This is a genomic window from Acidovorax sp. 100 (assembly GCF_003688355.1).
GTDB lineage: Bacteria > Pseudomonadota > Gammaproteobacteria > Burkholderiales > Burkholderiaceae_C > Acidovorax > Acidovorax delafieldii.
In genome coordinates this window covers 2,829,669-2,846,173 of sequence record NZ_REFD01000001.1, presented here as the reverse complement: position 1 = coordinate 2,846,173, position 16,505 = coordinate 2,829,669, and the positions used below count along the sequence as shown (strand labels likewise).

Sequence of the window (16,505 nt, the reverse complement as noted above, 5' to 3'; positions counted from 1 at the left end):
CATGGGTATTGTCAAAATTTCAGACCAAATGCACGAGAACCTGCGCGTTGCCAGCAACGCCCTGTCTCGCTCCATCAACGCGCAGGCAGAACACTGGATGCGCATCGGCATGCTGGCCGAGCTGCACCCCAACCTCGACCACAGCGACATCTGCCAGCTGCTGATCCGCGCCGAACAGGCCGGGGGCTTCGATCTGGACACGGTGGCGGCCTCCGTGGCCGCCAAGCCGGGCCACAGCGGGCGGCGCGTTCAATGAAATCGTCCCGCGTCACCCTGCGCTCCCCCGCCGAAATCGCCCAGGCGCGTGAGGCCGGCCACCTGGCCGCCCGCGTGCTGCACATGATCACGCCGCACGTGCAGCCCGGCGTCAGCACCGAGGCGCTGGACCGGCTCTGCCACGACTACATCGTGAACGAACTGCAGGTCACCCCCGCCAACGTGGGCTACCTGGGGTATCCCAAAACCGTGTGCACCTCGGTCAACCACGTGATCTGCCACGGCATTCCGTCGCCAGGGCAGGTGCTCAAGGCGGGCGACATCATCAACATCGATGTGGCCATCATCAAGGATGGCTGGTTTGGCGACACCAGCCGCATGTACTTTGTGGGCGAGCCCAGCCCGCTGGCGCGCCGCCTGGTGGACACCACCTACGAGGCCATGTGCGCCGGCATTGCCCAGGTACGCCCCGGCGCCACGCTGGGCGATGTGGGCCATGCCATACAGACCGTGGCCCACCGCGAGCGGTTCAGCGTGGTGCGCGAATACTGCGGCCACGGGATCGGGCAGATCTACCACGACGAGCCCCAGGTGCTGCACTACGGGCAGCGTGGCCAGGGCCTGCGGCTGGAGGAAGGCATGGTCTTCACCATCGAGCCCATGATCAACGCCGGCAAGCGCGATACGCAGGAGCTGGCCGACGGCTGGACCGTGGTCACCCGCGACCGCTCGCTGTCCGCCCAGTGGGAACACATGGTGGCCGTGACGGCCGATGGGTTCGAGGTGCTCACGCCCTGGCCCGAAGGCACTGGCCGCTATCCCGCCATGGTTTGACCTGCATCTTGCCCGCACGCCGCAGTCTTTGACACAGCACAAGCAGCCGCCGCAGGGACCATCCGATAGTGGTGAACACCACCATAAGGAGGGTCTCCATGAAGCTGCTGAACGATCTGTTTTCTACCGACTACGGCCTGATGAGCATCATCGGCATCGGGTTCATGATCTGCATGGCCGCATTTTTTGTGCGCATGTTCCTGGTCAAGATGAACGAGCCGCCCCAGCCCAACCCAGCCGCCAAGGCCCTCAAAGGCGGCGGCCAGAACCTGCCGCATCCCCGCTGAGGCACAGGATCTGACGAGAGCCGCGCACGGGGCGCGGCCTCTGCCGCCCAGTCTCCGGGGTAGCGCCTGGAGCGAGCGTGGCGGGCACGGCGGGAACAAAAGCCTGCCAGGGATACCATTGCGGGTTCTTACCCCGCATTTGTTCCCCCTTTTTCTGCCATGACCCACGCAACCGAATTCGCCCCTGGCCTCGTCATCCAGGGCATCGAGCCTCCGCTGTCCCTGTCCGCCTACAAGCTCATCGCTTTTGACATGGACTCCACCCTCATCAACATCGAGTGCGTGGACGAAATCGCCGATGCCGCCGGCCGCAAGGCCGAGGTGGCCGCCATCACCGAGGCAGCCATGCAGGGCGTGATCACCGACTACAAGGAGAGCCTGCGCCAGCGTGTGGCCCTGCTCAAGGGCGTGACGGTACAGCACATGGAGCAGGTGTTCACCGAGCGCCTGCGCTTCAACCCCGGTGCCAAGGAGCTGATCACCGCCGCCAAGGCTGCGGGCCTCACCACGCTGCTGGTCTCGGGCGGCTTCACCTTTTTTGCCGACCGCGTGAAGGCGGGCCTGGGCATCGACTTTGCGCGCTCCAACATGCTGGAAGTGCAAGACGGCCAGCTGACGGGCCGCATGGTGGACCAGGCCTGGGGCGACATCTGCGACGGCGCAGAAAAGCGCCGCACGCTGCTGGAAGTGGCCTCGCTCATGGGCATTTCGCCGCAGCAGGCGATTGCCGTGGGCGACGGCGCCAACGACCTGCCGATGATGGGTGCCGCCGGCCTGTCGGTGGCCTACCACGCCAAGCCCGCCGTGCGTGCACAGGCCAAGGTGGCTATCAACCAGGGCGGGCTCGACCGCTTGCTGGAAGTGCTGCGCTGAGCGGCGTGGCGCCTCAGTACGTACAGGGCGCCACTGGATACTATTAATTTGATAGCTATCCAGGCATGTAGCACTAGCGCATCACGCCGTTTTTATTCAAACCCAGGTGCATCGGGCAATCCGGGCACCAACGACGCCCTGCGGCGGGCACTGCCGGCGCGCGGGGCGGCCACCGTGGCCAGCAGCGCCACACTCTGGGGTGACGTGGGCGCCACCAGGTCCGCCAGCGTCACGCCATCCAGCACCTCCAGATAGGCCTGCATGGCCTGGCCCAGCACCCCTTTGAGCCGGCAGTGGCTGCTCAGGCGGCACTGGCTGGAGGCAGGGTCAAAACATTCCACCAGGTTGAAGTCCGTCTCGGTGGCACGCACCACCGCGCCAATGTGGATGGACGACGCCGGCACCATCAGCCGCATGCCACCGCCCCGCCCGCGCGTGGTCTCCAGCAGGCCCTGCGCCGACAGCTGCTGCACGATCTTCATCAGGTGGCTGCGCGAGATGCCATAGCCCTCGGCCACCTCCGTGATGGTGACGGGCTGCGCCCGCCCCTCGGTGGCGGCGCAATACATCAGCACGCGCAGCGTGTAGTCGGTCCATTGGGTCAGTCGCATGGGTTTGCCGCAGATCAATCAAAAAGATGCATACATCCTGAATTTTATTCGCTAAAATATTCACACGATATGAATCTTTAAAGGACCACCATGAACGCCCGCATCGACACCCTGCACGCCACAGCCCCCACCACCCCACTGCCGCTGAGCGCCGAGCAGCAGATCGGCCAGATCGCCGTGCAGTTGCCGGGCGCCACGGCGGTGTTTCGGCGCCTCAAGCTGGACTTCTGCTGCGGTGGCCAGGTGAGCCTAGCCAAGGCGGCTGCCGACAAGGGGCTGGACGCCGACGCCGTGCTGGCCGAGCTGGCGGCCCTGCAGCGCAGCGACGCCGTGCCCGAGGCAGCGTCGCCCAGCGCGCTCATCGACCACATCCTGGCGCGCTACCACGAGGTGCACCGCCAGCAGCTGCCCGAGCTGATCCGCATGGCCCGCCGCGTGGAGGCCGTGCACCGCGACCACCCGCAGGTACCGGTCGGCCTGGCCGACCACCTGGAGGCCATGCACGAGGAGCTGCTGTCGCACATGCTCAAGGAAGAGCAGGTGCTGTTCCCCATGCTCAAGAACGGCGGCAACCCGTTTGTGGGCCAGCCCATCGGCATGATGCGCGCCGAACATGTGGACCATGGCGAGGCGCTGGACAAGCTCAACGCGCTGACGAATGACGCCACGCCTCCCCAAGGTGCATGCAACACCTGGCGCGCGCTCTACGCGGGCATTGCCCAGCTGGGCGACGACCTCATCAACCACATCCACCTGGAAAACAACGTGCTGTTTCCGCGGTTCGAAGCCAGCGCTGCACCCGCGCAAGCTTGTGCCACGTCAGCCTGCGGCTGCCAGTGAGCCAGCACACTGCCGCCATGACCGAAGAAGCCCACCCTACACAGACCGCCGGCAAGCTCGCCCCCAGCGCGGAGAGCATCACGCAACTGGTGCACGGCTTTTACGGGGATGTGCGGCGCGACCCGCTTCTGGGCCCGGTGTTTGAAAAGGCCCTGCACGGCCAGTGGGACGCCCACCTGCAGCGCCTGGTGGACTTCTGGAGCACCGTCGCGCTAGGCGCCCGCAGCTTCAAAGGCGATGTCTTCGGCAAACACATGGCGCTGGAGGGCGTCACACCCGCCCACTTTGCGGCCTGGGTGGCGCTGTGGCAACAGCACACCAATCGCTTGTTTGCGCCGGAGGTGGCGCACGACCTGCAGGTGGCGGCCCATGGCATTGCACGCAACCTGTTCCGGGGCTACTTTGCGAACGACCCCGGTTTTGTGCAGCCCCGCGACGAGGGCCATGGGCGCCATGGGCGCGATGAGCACGGCGCCCGCCACCAGGGCAGCGGAGAAACCCAGCGAGGTTGAAGACTGCCGGCTGGCAACGCGGTCGCCAGCGCCCGCTACTGGCTTATTTGCCCTTGTTGCCCGGCGTGAAGAACAGCGCCAGACCCACTGCTATCAGTGCCACAGGCCACCACACCCGCAGCAGCTCGCGAAGGCTGATGCTGATCAGTCCCAGGTTGGTCAGCAGAAAAAACACGCCCAGCACGACCAGAACGATCGCAGCGATATTGCCCTTCATGTGCATTCCCTCGGTGTGGTTGTTGGTATGGCCGCGATTATGGCGGGCTGGACAACTGCGCGCCCAGGTAATCCACCCACACGCGCACCTTGGGCGACAGATGGCGGCTGGAGGGCCACAGTGCCCGGAACTGGCGGGCCGGGCCCAGGTGCGGCTCTAGCACGCTCACCAGTCGCCCCTCAGCCAGGGCATTGCGCACCAGAAAGTCGGGCATACAGGCAATACCGATCCCCCGCAGGGTGGCACCCAGAACGGCTTCGATGTTGTTGCAGGCCAGCACCGTGCGAAGGCGTGGTTCGTCGCTGGCCAGGTCCTCGCGCCACGGCCAGTCGAGCAGCTTGCCGGAATCCGGGTGGCGAAAGCGCACGCAGGCATGCCGCTCCAGGTCGCGCAGTGCAGCGGGCGTGCCGTGGCGCTCCAGGTAGCTGGGCGCAGCGCACAGCAGCAGCCGAAAGGTCTGCAAGGGCCGCGACACCAGGCGTGAATCGCGCAGGTCGCCACTGCGAATCGCCACGTCAATGCCTTCGTCAATCAGGTCGATCGCTCGGTCGCTGAACGTGATGTCCAGCTCCACCTCGGGGTAGCGCGCCAGAAACTCCGGCACCAAGGGGATCAGGAAGTGGTAGCCCACGATGGGCGCACTCACCCGCAGCTTTCCCCGTGGGGTCTCCCGAGAGAGCGACAGCATGGCCTGCGCGTCGTCCAGGTCGTCCAGCACGCGCCGGCAGCGCTCATGGAACAGGCGCCCCTCTGCCGTCAGCTGGATGCGCCGGGTGCTGCGCTGCAATAGGCGCACGCCCACCTCCTGCTCCAGCCGCGCCACGCCCTTGCCCACCGCAGACGCCGATATCTCCAGCGCCCGTCCGGCGGCCACAAAGCTGCCCAGCTCCGCCGTTTTCACAAAGGCCAACATGCCACTGAGCTTGTCCATCTGCGTTGTTTACTCCGGTTGAGCACGGCCAATTCAATCTTTTCATTCCGCAATAAAAGGAATGAAAGCCACTTTTTGGCTGATTCGATCCAGTCTAACCTTCTTGCACTTCCATACATCCACGCCATGCCGAACCCGTCATTCCTTCGCGCCGACTCCGCCAGCACCTGCGAAACCCGAAAGTCGCTGATGGGTTTGCAGGCTGAATATCTGCGCTGGGTGCATGGCGAAATAGCCCGGTGCTTTCCGGCCCTCTCCCCGCGTGCCAGCTTGCCGCTGCCACCGGAGGACCTGCCCGGATTGAAGGTCTCACAGACCGGAAACCGGCCAAACAGCGCGTACTACCTGATCGCCGTGAATGGCGAAGCCGCAGGCATGTGTGGCCTGCGGCCCTTGGGCGCAGGCACCGTCGAAGTCAAGCGCCTGTACGTCCGCCCCGCCTACCGGGGCCTGCATCTCGGTTCGTCGGCACTGCGCAAGCTGTACGCAGATGCCTGTCAGGCGGGCTACACCCGCATTTGCCTGGACACCGCCCTTTTCATGCAGGCAGCACACCGCCTGTACGAAGCCCACGGCTACGCCGACTGCGCGGCCTACGAAGGCACCGAGGTGCCGCTGGCACTGCACAGCCACTGGCGCTTCATGCAGCGTCCCGTCCACCGCCCCAGCCACGGCATCACCCATGAGCACGATCTTCGAACGGCGTAGCACGCAAGCAGGCCTGGTCCTCGCAGTGCTCCTGCTGCCCCTGGTACTGCAACCCTTCGGCCACCACTGGGTGCGCGTTGCTGACGTCAGCCTGCTGTACGTCATGCTGGCACTAGGCCTGAACGTGGTGGTGGGTTATGCAGGCCTGCTGGACCTGGGGTATGTGGCCTTCTACGCACTGGGTGCCTACCTGTTTGCCCTGCTGACCTCACCCCACCTGACCGACCACTTTGCGTGGATCGCTGCGCTGTTCCCGCAGGGGCTGCACGCCCCCTGGTGGGTGACCATCCCGCTGGGCGCGGCATGCGCGGCCCTGCTCGGCATGCTGCTGGGAGCCCCTACCCTCAAGCTGCGGGGGGACTACCTGGCGGTGGTCACCCTGGGCTTTGGCGAAATCGTGCGCCTGCTGGTCATCAACATGAGCCACCCCGTCAACATCACGCAGGGCGCCCAGGGTCTGGGCTTGATTGACCCGGTGCACATCCTGGGGGTGGACCTGGGCCGACCCCTGGTGGTGGCGGGCCATGAGGTGGCGTCGGTCACGCTGTACTACTACCTGTTTCTGGCGCTGGTGACGCTCACCATCGTTGTCTGTCTGCGCCTGCAACACTCCCGCATCGGCCGCGCATGGATGGCTATCCGCGACGATGAAACCGCAGCCCGGTCCATGGGCATCAACACCCGCAACCTCAAGCTGCTGGCCTTCGGCGTGGGCGCCAGCTTTGGCGGAGTGACTGGCGCCATGTTTGCGGCTTTTCAGGGCTTCGTTTCCCCCGAGGCCTTCAGCCTGCAGGAGTCTGTGCTCATCGTTGCCATGGTGGTGTTTGGCGGCATGGGGCATATCCCCGGGGTGGTCCTGGGAGCCGTGCTGCTCGCAGCGCTGCCAGAGGTACTGCGCTATGTGGTCGGCCCCCTGCAGGCAGCAACGCACGGACTACTGGATGCGGGCGTGATGCGCCCGCTGCTGATTGCCTTGGCCATGATCGTCACCATGTTGTGGCGCTCCAGCGGCCTGTGGCCAGCGCCCGACGCAGCGCAGGCACTGGGGAAGAATCACCGCCCCCGCAAGGGCCGCAGCAGGTCCGACAGCCCGTTGTGATCAATCTCGTGCATCAGCGCCAGCAACTGGCCCAACTCGCCCTTGGGAAACCCCTCGCGCGCAAACCAGTTGAGGTAGTTGCCCGGCAGGTCCGCCAGCAGCGTGCCTTTGTGCTTGCCGTACGGCATCTCGGTGGTGACCAGGCGTTGCAGTTTCTCTGCGTCCATTGCCCTGGGCTCCTCAACCGCCTGCGCGCTTGACCTTGTGGCCCAGCTTCTGCAGCGCGGCCATCACGCGTTCCACGTGGTCGCCCTGCACCTCGATCACGCCGTCCTTCACCGTGCCGCCGCTGCCACAGGCGGCCTTGAGCTGCTTGCCTAGCTGCTCCAGCGCAGTCTCGTCCACCAGCACGCCTTTGACCAGGGTGACCGCCTTGCCGCCGCGCCCTTTGGTCTCGCGCGATACGCGCACGATGCCATCACCCGTGGGCAGGGGCTTGTTCTGCTTGCAGGTGCACTGCGCCACCGGCTGGCGGCAGGTGGGGCACATGCGGCCCGACTCGGTGGAATACACCAGGCCGCCCAGGTCTGCCAGGGACTTCATGGCTTCTTCCCTTCTACCTCTTGCTGCAGCATGTGAAAGTCGAGCAGGCGCGTGGCCAGCAGCGTCTCGGTCAGAAAACACACCAGCGCCAGCAAAAAGCACGCAACGCCCGCCAGAAACCCGCCCACCGCAAGGCGACTGGACTGAAAGTCGGTGGTTTCGCCCAGGAACAGCAGGATGATGGTCGTGCCAATGAGGAAGGCACAAAACGTCAGCAGCGCAATACAACCGTTGGCCAGCCGTCCACGCAAACGCAAGTCCGCCAGCTCCTTGTAGGCACGGGCCAGAAACTCGGGTTCGGCATTGACGCGCGCGCGGTCTTCCACCACACGCGCCCGGTCGATGATCCGGGCCAGGCGGCCGGCCACCGCGCCGATCATGCCGGACACCGCAGTGAGCAAAAACACGGGCGCCACCGCCAGCTGGATGCCGTGGGTGATGGCGGAGGTATCTAGGGGCAAAGCCATGGGGTTCGGGTCCGGGAAAACTGTCAACGAAAAACGGGACGGCCCGATTATCGGTTGCCCAACGCAGGGGCCGAGCACTCGCATTCCCTGCAATCTTGCAGGTGCAAGGCGCGCATTGCTGGCCTGTGAGAAGGCACCGGGCAAGAGGGCATCGGGCAAACGCGGCGACAATGCGGGCCATTACTGCTTTGTCCGCGCTGCATTGCGTGCCCTCCTCAACGCATTCCCAGCGCCTTTCCATGCCTTTTGCCTCCCTCGGTCTGTCCCCCGCCCTCGTCCATGCCGCCGCCCAGGCGGGCTTTGTGGCGCCCACGCCCATTCAGGCGGGCGCCATTCCGGCCATCCTGCAGGGGGTAGATCTGCTGGGTGCCGCACAGACGGGCTCGGGCAAGACGGCGGCATTTGCCCTGCCCTTGCTGCAGCAGCTGCAGCTCAGCGCCACTGGCGGCCCGCGCCGGGTGCGCGCCCTGGTGCTGGTGCCCACCCGTGAACTGGCAGCGCAGGTGGGAGAAGTGCTGCGCAGCCTGGCGCAGCACCTGCAGCAACCGCTCAAGATCGCCATCGTGTTCGGCGGCGTGTCGATCAATCCGCAGATGTTGGGCCTGCGCGGCGGCGCCGACATTGTGGTGGCCACGCCGGGCCGCCTGCTGGACCTGGTGGACCACAACGCGCTGCGCCTGTCGGCCGTGGCACACCTCGTGCTGGACGAAGCAGACCGGCTGCTGGACCTGGGCTTTGCCGAGGAACTGCAGCGCGTGCTGGCGCTGTTGCCAGCCCGGCGGCAGAACCTGTTTTTCTCGGCCACATTCCCAACCGCAGTGCAGGCGCTGGCCGATGGCCTGCTGAAGCAGCCGGTGCGCGTGGAGGTGCCCCACACGCCGGGTAACGAGCCCGCCATCGAACAACGCGCCATTGCGGTGGACGCCAGCCGCCGCACCCGGTTGCTGCGCCACCTGGTCAAGGAGCACAACTGGTCGCGCGTGCTGGTGTTTGTGGCCACGCAATACGCGGCCGAGCATGTGGCCGAGAAGCTGTACAAGGCGGGCATCTTTGCATCGCCCTTCCACGGCGGCCTGAGCCAGGGCGCGCGCAACCAGGTGCTGCAGGAGTTCAAGGACGAGCGCTGGCAGGTGGTCGTGACCACCGACCTCGCAGCACGCGGCATCGACATTGCGCAGTTGCCTGCCGTGGTGAACTACGACCTGCCCCGATCGGCCGTGGACTATGTGCACCGCATCGGCCGCACCGGCCGGGCGGGCGAGAGCGGCATGGCCGTGAGCTTTGTGACCGCCGATGCCGAGGCGCATTTCCGGCTGATCGAAAAACGCCAGCACCTCACCATCCCACGCGAGCAGATTGCGGGCTTTGAACCCACCGAAGCTCCCGCGCCCGCACCATCCACCGACCCCGGGGGCACCGGCGGTATCAAGGGCAAACGCCCCAGCAAAAAGGACAAGCTGCGCGCAGCAGCGGCGCAGGCAGCCGATGCCCCCGCTGCCCACAAAAAAGGCCCCTGAAAGGGGCCTGCAGTGCTTGACTGAGGGTGAGCGGGGTGGCATCCACCCAGCGCCGGGCTTACGCGCCTTCTTCGTCGTCCACGTCCAAGCCATCTGGCCCGCTGTGTGAAGCCTCACCAGCCGGACGGGGCGTGCGCTTGCCGGGCTTGGCCAGAATTTCCACATAGAACTGGGCGCCGCCCTCGGCGGCCACGCCGTTGATCAACCCGGTCAAGGCGGCCAGGTGCGCCACGGCGGCGTCTTCCTTGGTGCGGCCAAACTGGCAGTCAAAGTCCCAGAAATCGGCGCCTTCGGGCAGGTCGCGGCGCCGTTCGCGCTTGATGTACTTGCGGATTTCGTGCTTGACGGCATCCAGAACGCGATCGCGGTTCTTGCCTTCAACGTGGAGTTGGAAAGTTTTTCTCATGGGCGATAGTACCGCCTGCGACAGGTGCCGTTTCACACCTGCGCATCCAGGTGCCACAATGGTGCATTACTTTTGGTTACCACCAGCCCATGAACCACGACCTGCGCCTGCTGCACCTGTTGCCAGCGGCTGTGCTCGTCACACAACAGGGCGCCATCCGCTTTGCCAACGCCGCCAGCATGGAGTTGCTGGAGGCGCCCAGTATCGACAGCCTGATCGGGCGGCTGTCTGGCGACTTTGTGCACCCCCTGGACCAGGTGCGCTCCACCAACCGCATCCAGCAGGTGGCCGTGCCCGAGCAGGCCGGACGGCCCAACAAATCCTCCGAGTTCCGCATCCGCACCGAGCGCGGCAACTTGCGCATGGTGCTGATCAGCAGTGTGGCCATTGAATGGGACGGTGCCCCCGCGGTACTCATGTGCGGCATGGACATGACACACCAGAGCGAGATCGAGGCCCAGCTGCGCGAGAGCGAGCAGAACTTCCGGCGCCTGTTCGAGAACATGCAGGACGTGTACTACCGCACCGATGCGCAGGGCATCGTGCAGCATGTGGGCCCGGGCGTGCGCAGGGTGCTGGGCTACGAGCCCCACGAAATCGAAGGCCGCACGGCCGAGTCGTACTACCCCCAAAGCAAAGACCGCGACGCGTTCAAGGCCGCGATCATGGAACACGGCGAGGTGTCGGACTTTCCGGGCCAGATGGTGCGGCGCGATGGCACGGTGATCGACATCTCCATCAGCAGCCATGCGCTGTACGACCATGCAGGCAATTTTGCGGGGGTCGAAGGCATCTACCGCGACGTCACGCAGCGCAAGAACCTGGAGCGCGAGCTGCAGCGTCTGGCCACCACCGACATGCTGACGGGCATTGCCAACCGCCGCGCGTTTCTGGAATGCGCCGAGTCGGCCTATGCCCATTCACGCAGCAACGGCGAGCCGCTGACCTTGCTGATGCTGGACCTGGACCACTTCAAGGCCATCAACGACCGTTTTGGCCACCTGGAAGGCGACCGGGCGCTGATGGCATTTGCGCAGGCCATCAAGGGCCAGTTGCGCGCCAGCGATGCCGTAGGCCGGCTGGGCGGCGAAGAGTTTGGCGTGCTGTTGCCCCTGACCACACTGGCCGAGGGCCTGGAGGTGGCCACGCGCATGCTGCGTAGTGTTAGCGCGCTGGAACTGACGGACGAAGCAGGCCACTGCTACTGCGTGACCACCAGCCTGGGGGTGAGCACCTTCCGCCAGAGCGATCGCAGCCTGCGCGACATGCTCGACCGCGCCGACCAGGCGCTGTACCTGGCCAAGCACCGGGGGCGCAACCAGGTGGCTTCGCTCGAGACGCTGGACGAGTGATCATTTCAGTCGCCCTGATCGGTGAGAGATCAGGGCCATGCGGCATGCCAAGGCACCTGTTCAAAGGCGCATGCGTTCCTGCTGCAGGTTCCACAGGCAGGCGGCGATGCGCAGCAGCATCTCCATCACCTGCTCCGAGCCGCTGCAGGACAGCTCCAGATCATCAATGAGCATCGCCAGCTGGGAGATGGCGTCTTCGGGTGCGGCAGCGCCACCACTGCGCGCCACCTCGGCAATCGCGATCAATACGTCGGTGCGGTTCATGGCGCAGGTCTTGGCGTGGTGGGTGGCAATGCCTCGGTCATTGGCTGCATAGGCCACGCGATGCAGAGACCACGCCGCCGCCGGGCTAGCGGGCCGAGATGGCCAGTTGCGCGCGACTGCCAGCCCCGCCCTCCAGAGCCACAGCAGGGGGCAACCCTGCCGTTTCCAGCAAGGGTGCGCCTGCACCAGGCAGGGGCATATCCGGCGTCAGGCGGAACTGGTGAATCACCTCCAGCAGGCGCCTCACCTGATTCTTCATGCCGGTCGAGGCGGACGAACTGTCATCCACCAGCGCAGCGTTCTGCTGCGTGGCCGCGTCCAGCTGGCGCACGGCCTCTCCGATCTGGGCAATGCCCCGGGCCTGCTCCTGCCCGGCATCCTTGATGGCGGTGATGAGCGACACCACCTGGTTCACATGGTGCACGGTGTTGGCCACGCGCTCGCCCGCCTGCCCCACCAGGGTGGACCCGCGCTCCACACCCTGCACGCTGGCCGAGATCAGGCCGCGAATCTCCCGGGCCGCCATGCTGCTGCGCTGCGACAGGCCCCGCACCTCGCCAGCCACCACGGCAAAGCCCCGGCCCTGCTCACCCGCACGCGCGGCCTCCACCGCCGCATTCAACGCCAGCAGATTGGTCTGGAAGGCGATGTCGTCGATCACCTTGATGATGTCCGTGATCTTCTGCGACTGCGTCTTGATCTCCTGCATGGTGGCGATCACATCGCGCATCACGCTGCCGCCTTCGTTGGCCACGCTGCTGGCCTCCTGCGCCAGCGCGGTGGCACGTTGGGCGTTGTCGGTGTTGTGCTGCACCGTGATGGTCAACTGCTCCATCGATGCGGCCGTCTCCTGCAGATTGGATGCCTGCACCTCGGTGCGGCGTGCCAGGTCTTCGGTGCCGCCCGCCATCACCACGGCCTCGTGGGCGACCGTCTCGGTGCTGGCGCGCACCTCGGTGATCACGCGCACCAGCTGGTGGTTCATCTCGCGCAGGGCCCCCAGCAGCTCGGCGGTCTCGTCGTTGCCACGCACATCGATCTGCGCCGTCAGGTCGCCTCCCGCCACGGTGCGTGCCAGCACCACGGCTTGACGCAGCGGCCGCGAGATCGAACGGGTGATGACCCAGGCCATCGCAGCACCTGCCAGCAATGCGAGGGCGGTGGCGGCCAGCATCCACCAGTGGATGGTGTCGCTCATGGCGCGCGCCCCTGCAAACTCTGCCGCAGCCACGTTGATCTGCAGCGCCACCAGGCGCTCGATGGCGTCCTGCACCTTGAGCGCATTGGGGCGGATCTGGGTGATGTACAGCTCCGAGCCGTCGTCGTACTTGCCGGCCACCAGCGCGGCCGACGCCGGGATCAGGCCCTTGTCCAGATAGGTGGCGTTGGCATCGGCAAAGGCCTGCGCCAGGGCCTGCTCCTCGGCCCCCAGGGGCTTGGCGGCGTACTCCTTCCACAGGGCCTGGATGCGCTCGACATTGGCAGTCAGGGCCGCGTGGCTGGCCTCCAGGTTGCTGGTGCCGGGGTCCATCAGCATGTCCATCACCAGCACGCGGTTGCGCTGCGTCAGGTGGCTGATCTCGGCCAGCACGCCCATGGGCACGGTACGGTCGCCATACAGGGCAGCGCTGCGCTCGGTCAACCGCTTGGCCCCGCTGATGCCACCGGCCGCCAGGGCCGATATCAGCAACAGCAGCACGGCAAAGGCCAGGGCCAGGCGGGTACCAATTTTCATTTTTTGAAGCATCTGAATCTTTCGTGAAGGTCCACCAGGGCGCCGCCGCCTTGTGGGAGCGAACGCGTGTTGCTGCAGGGGGTAAGCCAACCACCCGCCGTGCACCAAGCCCCCGATGGGATGCGAAAGATACTAATTGTTTCAAATGACAGATTAGTGACTCCACGAGAAACCTTCGCCGTTCAGGCCAATGCTTCAAATCGCTGTCATTTTGCTAGGATCGGCACCGAAATCTGCCTGTCCTCTCAATAAACACGCGTGGATTTCACTGCACCTGAAATCGTGCATGGCATATCGTTATTCATAAAAACCATTACATAAAACACATGAAATATATTTACTTTCTTTTGCTGGTGACCGTGGCCCTTGTGCAGGCGGGCCTGGCCAGCGCACAGACCGTGACGGGCGCTGGTTCGTCGGCGGCGGCGCCCATCTACCGCAGCTGGGCCAAGGCCTATGCCAAGGCCACTGGCAGCGCGGTGGACTACGACCCGGTGGGTTCCAGCACGGGCATGAAAAAAATCCAGCAGCAGGCCGTCGGTTTTGGCGCGACGGACGTGTACCCCGCAGAAAAGGACTTGCTGGAGCACGGCCTGCTGGCGCTGCCCGTGGCCATCACCGGCATCAGCCCCATCGTCAACCTGCCCAAAGTACAAAACACCCAGCTGCGCCTGACGGGTGAGGCTCTCAGCCGCATCTTCATGGGCGAGATTACCCGCTGGAACGCGGCAGAGATCGCCGCACTGAACCCCGATGTCTCCCTGCCCGACCTGCCGATCAAGGTGGTGGTGCGGGCCGATGGGTCGGGCACCACCTACAACTTTGCAGACTACCTGGGCAAAGTGAGCCCACAATGGAAATCATCGTACGGCGCCAAAACCAGCATCGCCTGGCCTGTGGGTGTGCTGGCCTTCAAGGGCAGCGACGGCGTGGCCAAGGGCGTGCGCGACACGGTGGGCGCCATCGGGTATGTGGACCACGGCTATGTGGCCGAATACGGCCTGACCACCGTGCAGATGAAAAATGCCGACGGCAGTTTTGTCAAACCCTCCATCGATGCCTTCAAGGCGGCACTGGCCAACAGCGAATGGTCGGCCACCGGAGTTTTCCACAGCACCTTGACGCAGCGGCCCGGTAAATCGGCCTGGCCCATCACCATGGGCACGTTTGTGGTGTTCCCCAAGGTCACGCAGAACCCCGACCAGACAGCCCAGGCGATCCGGTTCATCCTCTGGTCGTTTCTCAATGGCGACACCTTGGTGCAAGAAAATAATTTTGTCCGCCTGCCAGACCGGGTTCAGGCGTCGGCATTCAAAATCATCACCTCCATCCGGGATAATCAAGGAAAACCGCTGGGCATGAGCTTGATATCCTCCTTCAATCGCCCTTCATAATCAATCCACCCTCTCTTGAATCATTGATTTTCTATTATTGGCGGATAACCGCCGCGCGCCCTTCATCCGGCGCGGCCCTGCGATGGGGATACCACAGGATAATGCCGCCACCATGGAAATCGAATTCAAGTTCTGCATCCCGCCCGACCGCCTGGCCGCTGTGCAAGCGGCAGTGCGCCGGGGCCGGTGTGTCGCCATCCGCATGGAGGCCCGCTACTTCGACACGCCCGACGGCGCACTGGCGTCACGCGGCATTGCGTTTCGCCTGCGGCGCGAGGGTGACCAGTGGGTGCAAACCGTCAAGGCGCTGGGCGATGGCCCGCTGGACCGGCAGGAGCACAACGTCGCACGCGGCCCCGCCATAGAAGGCATCGCGCCCGAGCCCCTGCCCCAGTTGCACAGTGGCACCGTGGCGGGCGCCCGGCTGCAGCAGGCCCTGCAAACCGCTGGTGGCCCCCTAGTCGAAACCTATGGCACCGAGATGGACAGGCTGACGCGCGACATCACCCGCCAGGGAACCGTGGTCGAGCTGGCGTTGGACACCGGCCGGGTGGTGGCTCAGCGGGGCACTCCCCAGCAGGCCGAGGCCCTCATTTGCGAGCTGGAGCTGGAACTCAAGGCCGGCCCGGTGACGGGCCTGGCAGCGCTCGCCGCGCAGTGGGCCACGCGGCTCGGGCTGTATCTGAGCACCGTGTCCAAGGCCGAACGGGGCGAGCGCCTGCTGGCACCAGCTGGCAGTCCATCGGGCATTCCCATTCCATCTGACAGCCCAGCCAGCAGTGGTTCGCTCCGCAAGGCCCGACCCCGCTCCCCCCTGTACCAGCAACTGCCCGCCGGGCAGGCCCTGCAGCGCGCCGTGGTGGCGCAGTGCCTGCAGCAGATCCTCGGCCCCGCCAGCGACATTGCCGAAGGTGCGAGTGATGAGGAGCAGCTGCACCAGCTGCGCATCGGCATCCGCCGCCTGCGCACCGCCCTGCGCGAGCTGGCGCCGCTGGCCCCAGGCAACTTTGACCCCGCCTGGGAGCCGCCCCTGGTCCAGGTGTTCCAGCAGCTCGGCCACCTGCGGGACCGCAGCCAGGTGATGCAACGCATCGGTGCCGAACTGCAGGCCGCCGGAGCGCCGCCCCTGTCCACCCACCCGAACGACACCGCCGGGCTGGTGGCCCAGGCCGCACAACAGACCGTGCGCGATGCGGCCTTTCAGGAAGCGCTGGTGTATCTGATGGCCTTTACCACCCCAGGGCTGGACGCCACGGGCGACGCCGCAGCAGGCCTGGACGCCCGTGCCACGCGCCACCTGCTGCAGCAGCGCCTGCGCGCACTGCATGCCCAGGTGCAAAAAGGCGCACGGGGTTTTGCCACGCGCACGCCCCAGGCACAGCACCGGCTGCGCAAACGCCTCAAACGCCTGCGCTACCTCACAGAGTTCGTGGCGCCCGCGCTGGATGCACACAGCGCCCGGTTTCTGGACAGCCTGCAGCCAGCGCTGTCGGCATTGGGCCGCCTCAATGACGAGCGTGTGGCGGCAGCGCTGTACCGCGAGCTTGCAGAGTCCGGCGACCTGAAGGCCTGGTTTGGCGCAGGCTGGCTGGCGGGACGGCAGGCCCATTCGGTGGCGGCTTGTGAGCAAGCCCTGGGCCAGATGGAGGACGCCCCCCGCTTGCGCAAAACTGGCAAACGCTGAAGGGACACCCACACG

The 16,505-nt window shown here is 65.6% G+C and carries 21 protein-coding genes; 12 read left to right on the top strand and 9 right to left on the bottom strand.

Annotated elements, in window-relative coordinates:
- Nucleotide 1: 1 nt before the first annotated feature.
- The 4 genes from C8C96_RS13135 to serB all read left to right on the top strand — a co-directional run bounded on the left by C8C96_RS13135 (nucleotide 2) and on the right by serB (nucleotide 2,210).
- Complete coding sequence (locus C8C96_RS13135) at nucleotides 2-256, top strand: ParD-like family protein (protein WP_015014749.1); 255 nt, start codon at nucleotides 2-4, stop codon at nucleotides 254-256.
- On the top strand, nucleotides 253-1,050 hold the full coding sequence (map, locus tag C8C96_RS13130; RefSeq protein ID WP_060985958.1) for a type I methionyl aminopeptidase: 798 nt from the start codon (nucleotides 253-255) through the stop codon (nucleotides 1,048-1,050). The genes C8C96_RS13135 and map overlap by 4 nt, the downstream gene beginning before the upstream one ends.
- A gap of 98 nt (nucleotides 1,051-1,148) precedes the next feature.
- Nucleotides 1,149-1,337, top strand: coding sequence for a DUF3149 domain-containing protein (locus C8C96_RS13125; protein WP_056747190.1), 189 nt, complete (start codon nucleotides 1,149-1,151; stop codon nucleotides 1,335-1,337).
- 159 nt (nucleotides 1,338-1,496) lie between these two features.
- Nucleotides 1,497-2,210 (top strand): phosphoserine phosphatase SerB, encoded by a 714-nt coding sequence (gene serB, locus C8C96_RS13120; protein ID WP_056747189.1) that lies wholly within the window; start codon nucleotides 1,497-1,499, stop codon nucleotides 2,208-2,210.
- A gap of 92 nt (nucleotides 2,211-2,302) precedes the next feature.
- Here the strand turns inward: serB and C8C96_RS13115 are convergent, their stop codons facing one another.
- A complete protein-coding gene (locus C8C96_RS13115; RefSeq protein ID WP_121944005.1) occupies nucleotides 2,303-2,821 on the bottom strand; it encodes an Rrf2 family transcriptional regulator in 519 nt (172 codons plus the stop codon).
- Nucleotides 2,822-2,911: 90 nt separating this feature from the next.
- Between C8C96_RS13115 and ytfE the strand changes: the two genes are divergently transcribed.
- Complete coding sequence (gene ytfE, locus C8C96_RS13110; RefSeq protein ID WP_056064247.1) at nucleotides 2,912-3,661, top strand: iron-sulfur cluster repair protein YtfE; 750 nt, start codon at nucleotides 2,912-2,914, stop codon at nucleotides 3,659-3,661.
- Nucleotides 3,662-3,678: 17 nt separating this feature from the next.
- Nucleotides 3,679-4,173 (top strand): group III truncated hemoglobin, encoded by a 495-nt coding sequence (locus tag C8C96_RS13105; protein WP_121942595.1) that lies wholly within the window; start codon nucleotides 3,679-3,681, stop codon nucleotides 4,171-4,173.
- A 43-nt stretch (nucleotides 4,174-4,216) separates the two neighbouring features.
- Here C8C96_RS13105 and C8C96_RS25020 read toward each other — a convergent pair whose 3' ends face one another.
- Both C8C96_RS25020 and C8C96_RS13100 read right to left on the bottom strand, forming a co-directional pair.
- Nucleotides 4,217-4,390 (bottom strand): LiaI-LiaF-like domain-containing protein, encoded by a 174-nt coding sequence (locus tag C8C96_RS25020; protein ID WP_165836502.1) that lies wholly within the window; start codon nucleotides 4,388-4,390, stop codon nucleotides 4,217-4,219.
- Nucleotides 4,391-4,427: 37 nt separating this feature from the next.
- Nucleotides 4,428-5,321, bottom strand: coding sequence for a LysR family transcriptional regulator (locus C8C96_RS13100; RefSeq protein WP_116747399.1), 894 nt, complete (start codon nucleotides 5,319-5,321; stop codon nucleotides 4,428-4,430).
- A gap of 126 nt (nucleotides 5,322-5,447) precedes the next feature.
- On the opposite strand from C8C96_RS13100, the gene C8C96_RS13095 reads away from it, so the two are divergent.
- A complete protein-coding gene (locus C8C96_RS13095) occupies nucleotides 5,448-6,029 on the top strand; it encodes a GNAT family N-acetyltransferase (RefSeq protein WP_121942594.1) in 582 nt (193 codons plus the stop codon).
- Nucleotides 6,004-7,128, top strand: coding sequence for a branched-chain amino acid ABC transporter permease (locus tag C8C96_RS13090; RefSeq protein ID WP_099730623.1), 1,125 nt, complete (start codon nucleotides 6,004-6,006; stop codon nucleotides 7,126-7,128). The genes C8C96_RS13095 and C8C96_RS13090 overlap by 26 nt, the downstream gene beginning before the upstream one ends.
- On the opposite strand, the gene C8C96_RS13085 is transcribed toward C8C96_RS13090, so the two are convergent.
- Genes C8C96_RS13085 through C8C96_RS13075 form a run of 3 tightly spaced genes read right to left on the bottom strand, consistent with a single transcriptional unit; the run spans nucleotide 7,083 to nucleotide 8,138 of the window.
- Nucleotides 7,083-7,295, bottom strand: a complete 213-nt coding sequence (locus tag C8C96_RS13085; RefSeq protein ID WP_015014757.1) for a DUF3820 family protein — start codon at nucleotides 7,293-7,295, stop codon at nucleotides 7,083-7,085. The two genes, C8C96_RS13090 and C8C96_RS13085, sit on opposite strands and share 46 nt — an antisense overlap.
- Nucleotides 7,296-7,308: 13 nt before the next feature.
- Entirely contained in the window at nucleotides 7,309-7,671 is a 363-nt protein-coding gene (locus C8C96_RS13080) for a translation initiation factor Sui1 (protein ID WP_121942593.1), read from the bottom strand.
- Nucleotides 7,668-8,138: a DUF2721 domain-containing protein gene (locus C8C96_RS13075; protein ID WP_056064262.1), complete on the bottom strand. Its 471-nt coding sequence runs from the start codon at nucleotides 8,136-8,138 to the stop codon at nucleotides 7,668-7,670. The genes C8C96_RS13080 and C8C96_RS13075 overlap by 4 nt, the downstream gene beginning before the upstream one ends.
- A 239-nt stretch (nucleotides 8,139-8,377) precedes the next feature.
- Between C8C96_RS13075 and C8C96_RS13070 the strand changes: the two genes are divergently transcribed.
- A complete protein-coding gene (locus C8C96_RS13070) occupies nucleotides 8,378-9,655 on the top strand; it encodes a DEAD/DEAH box helicase (protein WP_121942592.1) in 1,278 nt (425 codons plus the stop codon).
- 58 nt (nucleotides 9,656-9,713) lie between these two features.
- Here C8C96_RS13070 and C8C96_RS13065 read toward each other — a convergent pair whose 3' ends face one another.
- Nucleotides 9,714-10,061: a DUF6172 family protein gene (locus C8C96_RS13065; RefSeq protein ID WP_121942591.1), complete on the bottom strand. Its 348-nt coding sequence runs from the start codon at nucleotides 10,059-10,061 to the stop codon at nucleotides 9,714-9,716.
- A gap of 89 nt (nucleotides 10,062-10,150) precedes the next feature.
- Here C8C96_RS13065 and C8C96_RS13060 point away from each other — a divergent pair, with 89 nt between their 5' ends.
- On the top strand, nucleotides 10,151-11,413 hold the full coding sequence (locus tag C8C96_RS13060) for a sensor domain-containing diguanylate cyclase (RefSeq protein ID WP_121942590.1): 1,263 nt from the start codon (nucleotides 10,151-10,153) through the stop codon (nucleotides 11,411-11,413).
- A gap of 60 nt (nucleotides 11,414-11,473) precedes the next feature.
- Here the strand turns inward: C8C96_RS13060 and C8C96_RS13055 are convergent, their stop codons facing one another.
- On the bottom strand, nucleotides 11,474-11,677 hold the full coding sequence (locus tag C8C96_RS13055; RefSeq protein ID WP_056747226.1) for a hypothetical protein: 204 nt from the start codon (nucleotides 11,675-11,677) through the stop codon (nucleotides 11,474-11,476).
- A gap of 85 nt (nucleotides 11,678-11,762) precedes the next feature.
- A complete protein-coding gene (locus tag C8C96_RS13050) occupies nucleotides 11,763-13,412 on the bottom strand; it encodes a methyl-accepting chemotaxis protein (protein ID WP_233584230.1) in 1,650 nt (549 codons plus the stop codon).
- Between the two features lie 326 nt (nucleotides 13,413-13,738).
- Between C8C96_RS13050 and pstS the strand changes: the two genes are divergently transcribed.
- Nucleotides 13,739-14,806, top strand: a complete 1,068-nt coding sequence (pstS, locus tag C8C96_RS13045; RefSeq protein ID WP_121942588.1) for a phosphate ABC transporter substrate-binding protein PstS — start codon at nucleotides 13,739-13,741, stop codon at nucleotides 14,804-14,806.
- A gap of 112 nt (nucleotides 14,807-14,918) precedes the next feature.
- Nucleotides 14,919-16,490 carry a CYTH and CHAD domain-containing protein gene (locus C8C96_RS13040; RefSeq protein ID WP_121942587.1) on the top strand — a complete coding sequence of 524 codons (1,572 nt, stop codon included), beginning with the start codon at nucleotides 14,919-14,921 and terminating at the stop codon, nucleotides 16,488-16,490.
- The last annotated feature ends 15 nt before the right edge of the window (nucleotides 16,491-16,505 follow it).

What these genes read in the sequence shown, in the direction of transcription:
- C8C96_RS13085 (WP_015014757.1), bottom strand. Translation starts at nt 7,295, where the DNA reads ATGGACGCAGAGAAACTGCAACGCCTGGTCACCACCGAGATGCCGTAC.
- C8C96_RS13065 (WP_121942591.1), bottom strand. Translation starts at nt 10,061, where the DNA reads ATGAGAAAAACTTTCCAACTCCACGTTGAAGGCAAGAACCGCGATCGC.
- C8C96_RS13095 (WP_121942594.1), top strand. Translation starts at nt 5,448, where the DNA reads ATGCCGAACCCGTCATTCCTTCGCGCCGACTCCGCCAGCACCTGCGAA.
- C8C96_RS13125 (WP_056747190.1), top strand. Translation starts at nt 1,149, where the DNA reads ATGAAGCTGCTGAACGATCTGTTTTCTACCGACTACGGCCTGATGAGC.
- C8C96_RS13050 (WP_233584230.1), bottom strand. Translation starts at nt 13,412, where the DNA reads ATGAAAATTGGTACCCGCCTGGCCCTGGCCTTTGCCGTGCTGCTGTTG.
- C8C96_RS13055 (WP_056747226.1), bottom strand. Translation starts at nt 11,677, where the DNA reads ATGAACCGCACCGACGTATTGATCGCGATTGCCGAGGTGGCGCGCAGT.
- C8C96_RS13090 (WP_099730623.1), top strand. Translation starts at nt 6,004, where the DNA reads ATGAGCACGATCTTCGAACGGCGTAGCACGCAAGCAGGCCTGGTCCTC.
- C8C96_RS13060 (WP_121942590.1), top strand. Translation starts at nt 10,151, where the DNA reads ATGAACCACGACCTGCGCCTGCTGCACCTGTTGCCAGCGGCTGTGCTC.
- serB (WP_056747189.1), top strand. Translation starts at nt 1,497, where the DNA reads ATGACCCACGCAACCGAATTCGCCCCTGGCCTCGTCATCCAGGGCATC.
- pstS (WP_121942588.1), top strand. Translation starts at nt 13,739, where the DNA reads ATGAAATATATTTACTTTCTTTTGCTGGTGACCGTGGCCCTTGTGCAG.
- C8C96_RS13100 (WP_116747399.1), bottom strand. Translation starts at nt 5,321, where the DNA reads ATGGACAAGCTCAGTGGCATGTTGGCCTTTGTGAAAACGGCGGAGCTG.
- ytfE (WP_056064247.1), top strand. Translation starts at nt 2,912, where the DNA reads ATGAACGCCCGCATCGACACCCTGCACGCCACAGCCCCCACCACCCCA.
- C8C96_RS13135 (WP_015014749.1), top strand. Translation starts at nt 2, where the DNA reads ATGGGTATTGTCAAAATTTCAGACCAAATGCACGAGAACCTGCGCGTT.
- C8C96_RS13075 (WP_056064262.1), bottom strand. Translation starts at nt 8,138, where the DNA reads ATGGCTTTGCCCCTAGATACCTCCGCCATCACCCACGGCATCCAGCTG.
- map (WP_060985958.1), top strand. Translation starts at nt 253, where the DNA reads ATGAAATCGTCCCGCGTCACCCTGCGCTCCCCCGCCGAAATCGCCCAG.
- C8C96_RS13080 (WP_121942593.1), bottom strand. Translation starts at nt 7,671, where the DNA reads ATGAAGTCCCTGGCAGACCTGGGCGGCCTGGTGTATTCCACCGAGTCG.
- C8C96_RS13040 (WP_121942587.1), top strand. Translation starts at nt 14,919, where the DNA reads ATGGAAATCGAATTCAAGTTCTGCATCCCGCCCGACCGCCTGGCCGCT.
- C8C96_RS13115 (WP_121944005.1), bottom strand. Translation starts at nt 2,821, where the DNA reads ATGCGACTGACCCAATGGACCGACTACACGCTGCGCGTGCTGATGTAT.
- C8C96_RS13105 (WP_121942595.1), top strand. Translation starts at nt 3,679, where the DNA reads ATGACCGAAGAAGCCCACCCTACACAGACCGCCGGCAAGCTCGCCCCC.
- C8C96_RS25020 (WP_165836502.1), bottom strand. Translation starts at nt 4,390, where the DNA reads ATGAAGGGCAATATCGCTGCGATCGTTCTGGTCGTGCTGGGCGTGTTT.
- C8C96_RS13070 (WP_121942592.1), top strand. Translation starts at nt 8,378, where the DNA reads ATGCCTTTTGCCTCCCTCGGTCTGTCCCCCGCCCTCGTCCATGCCGCC.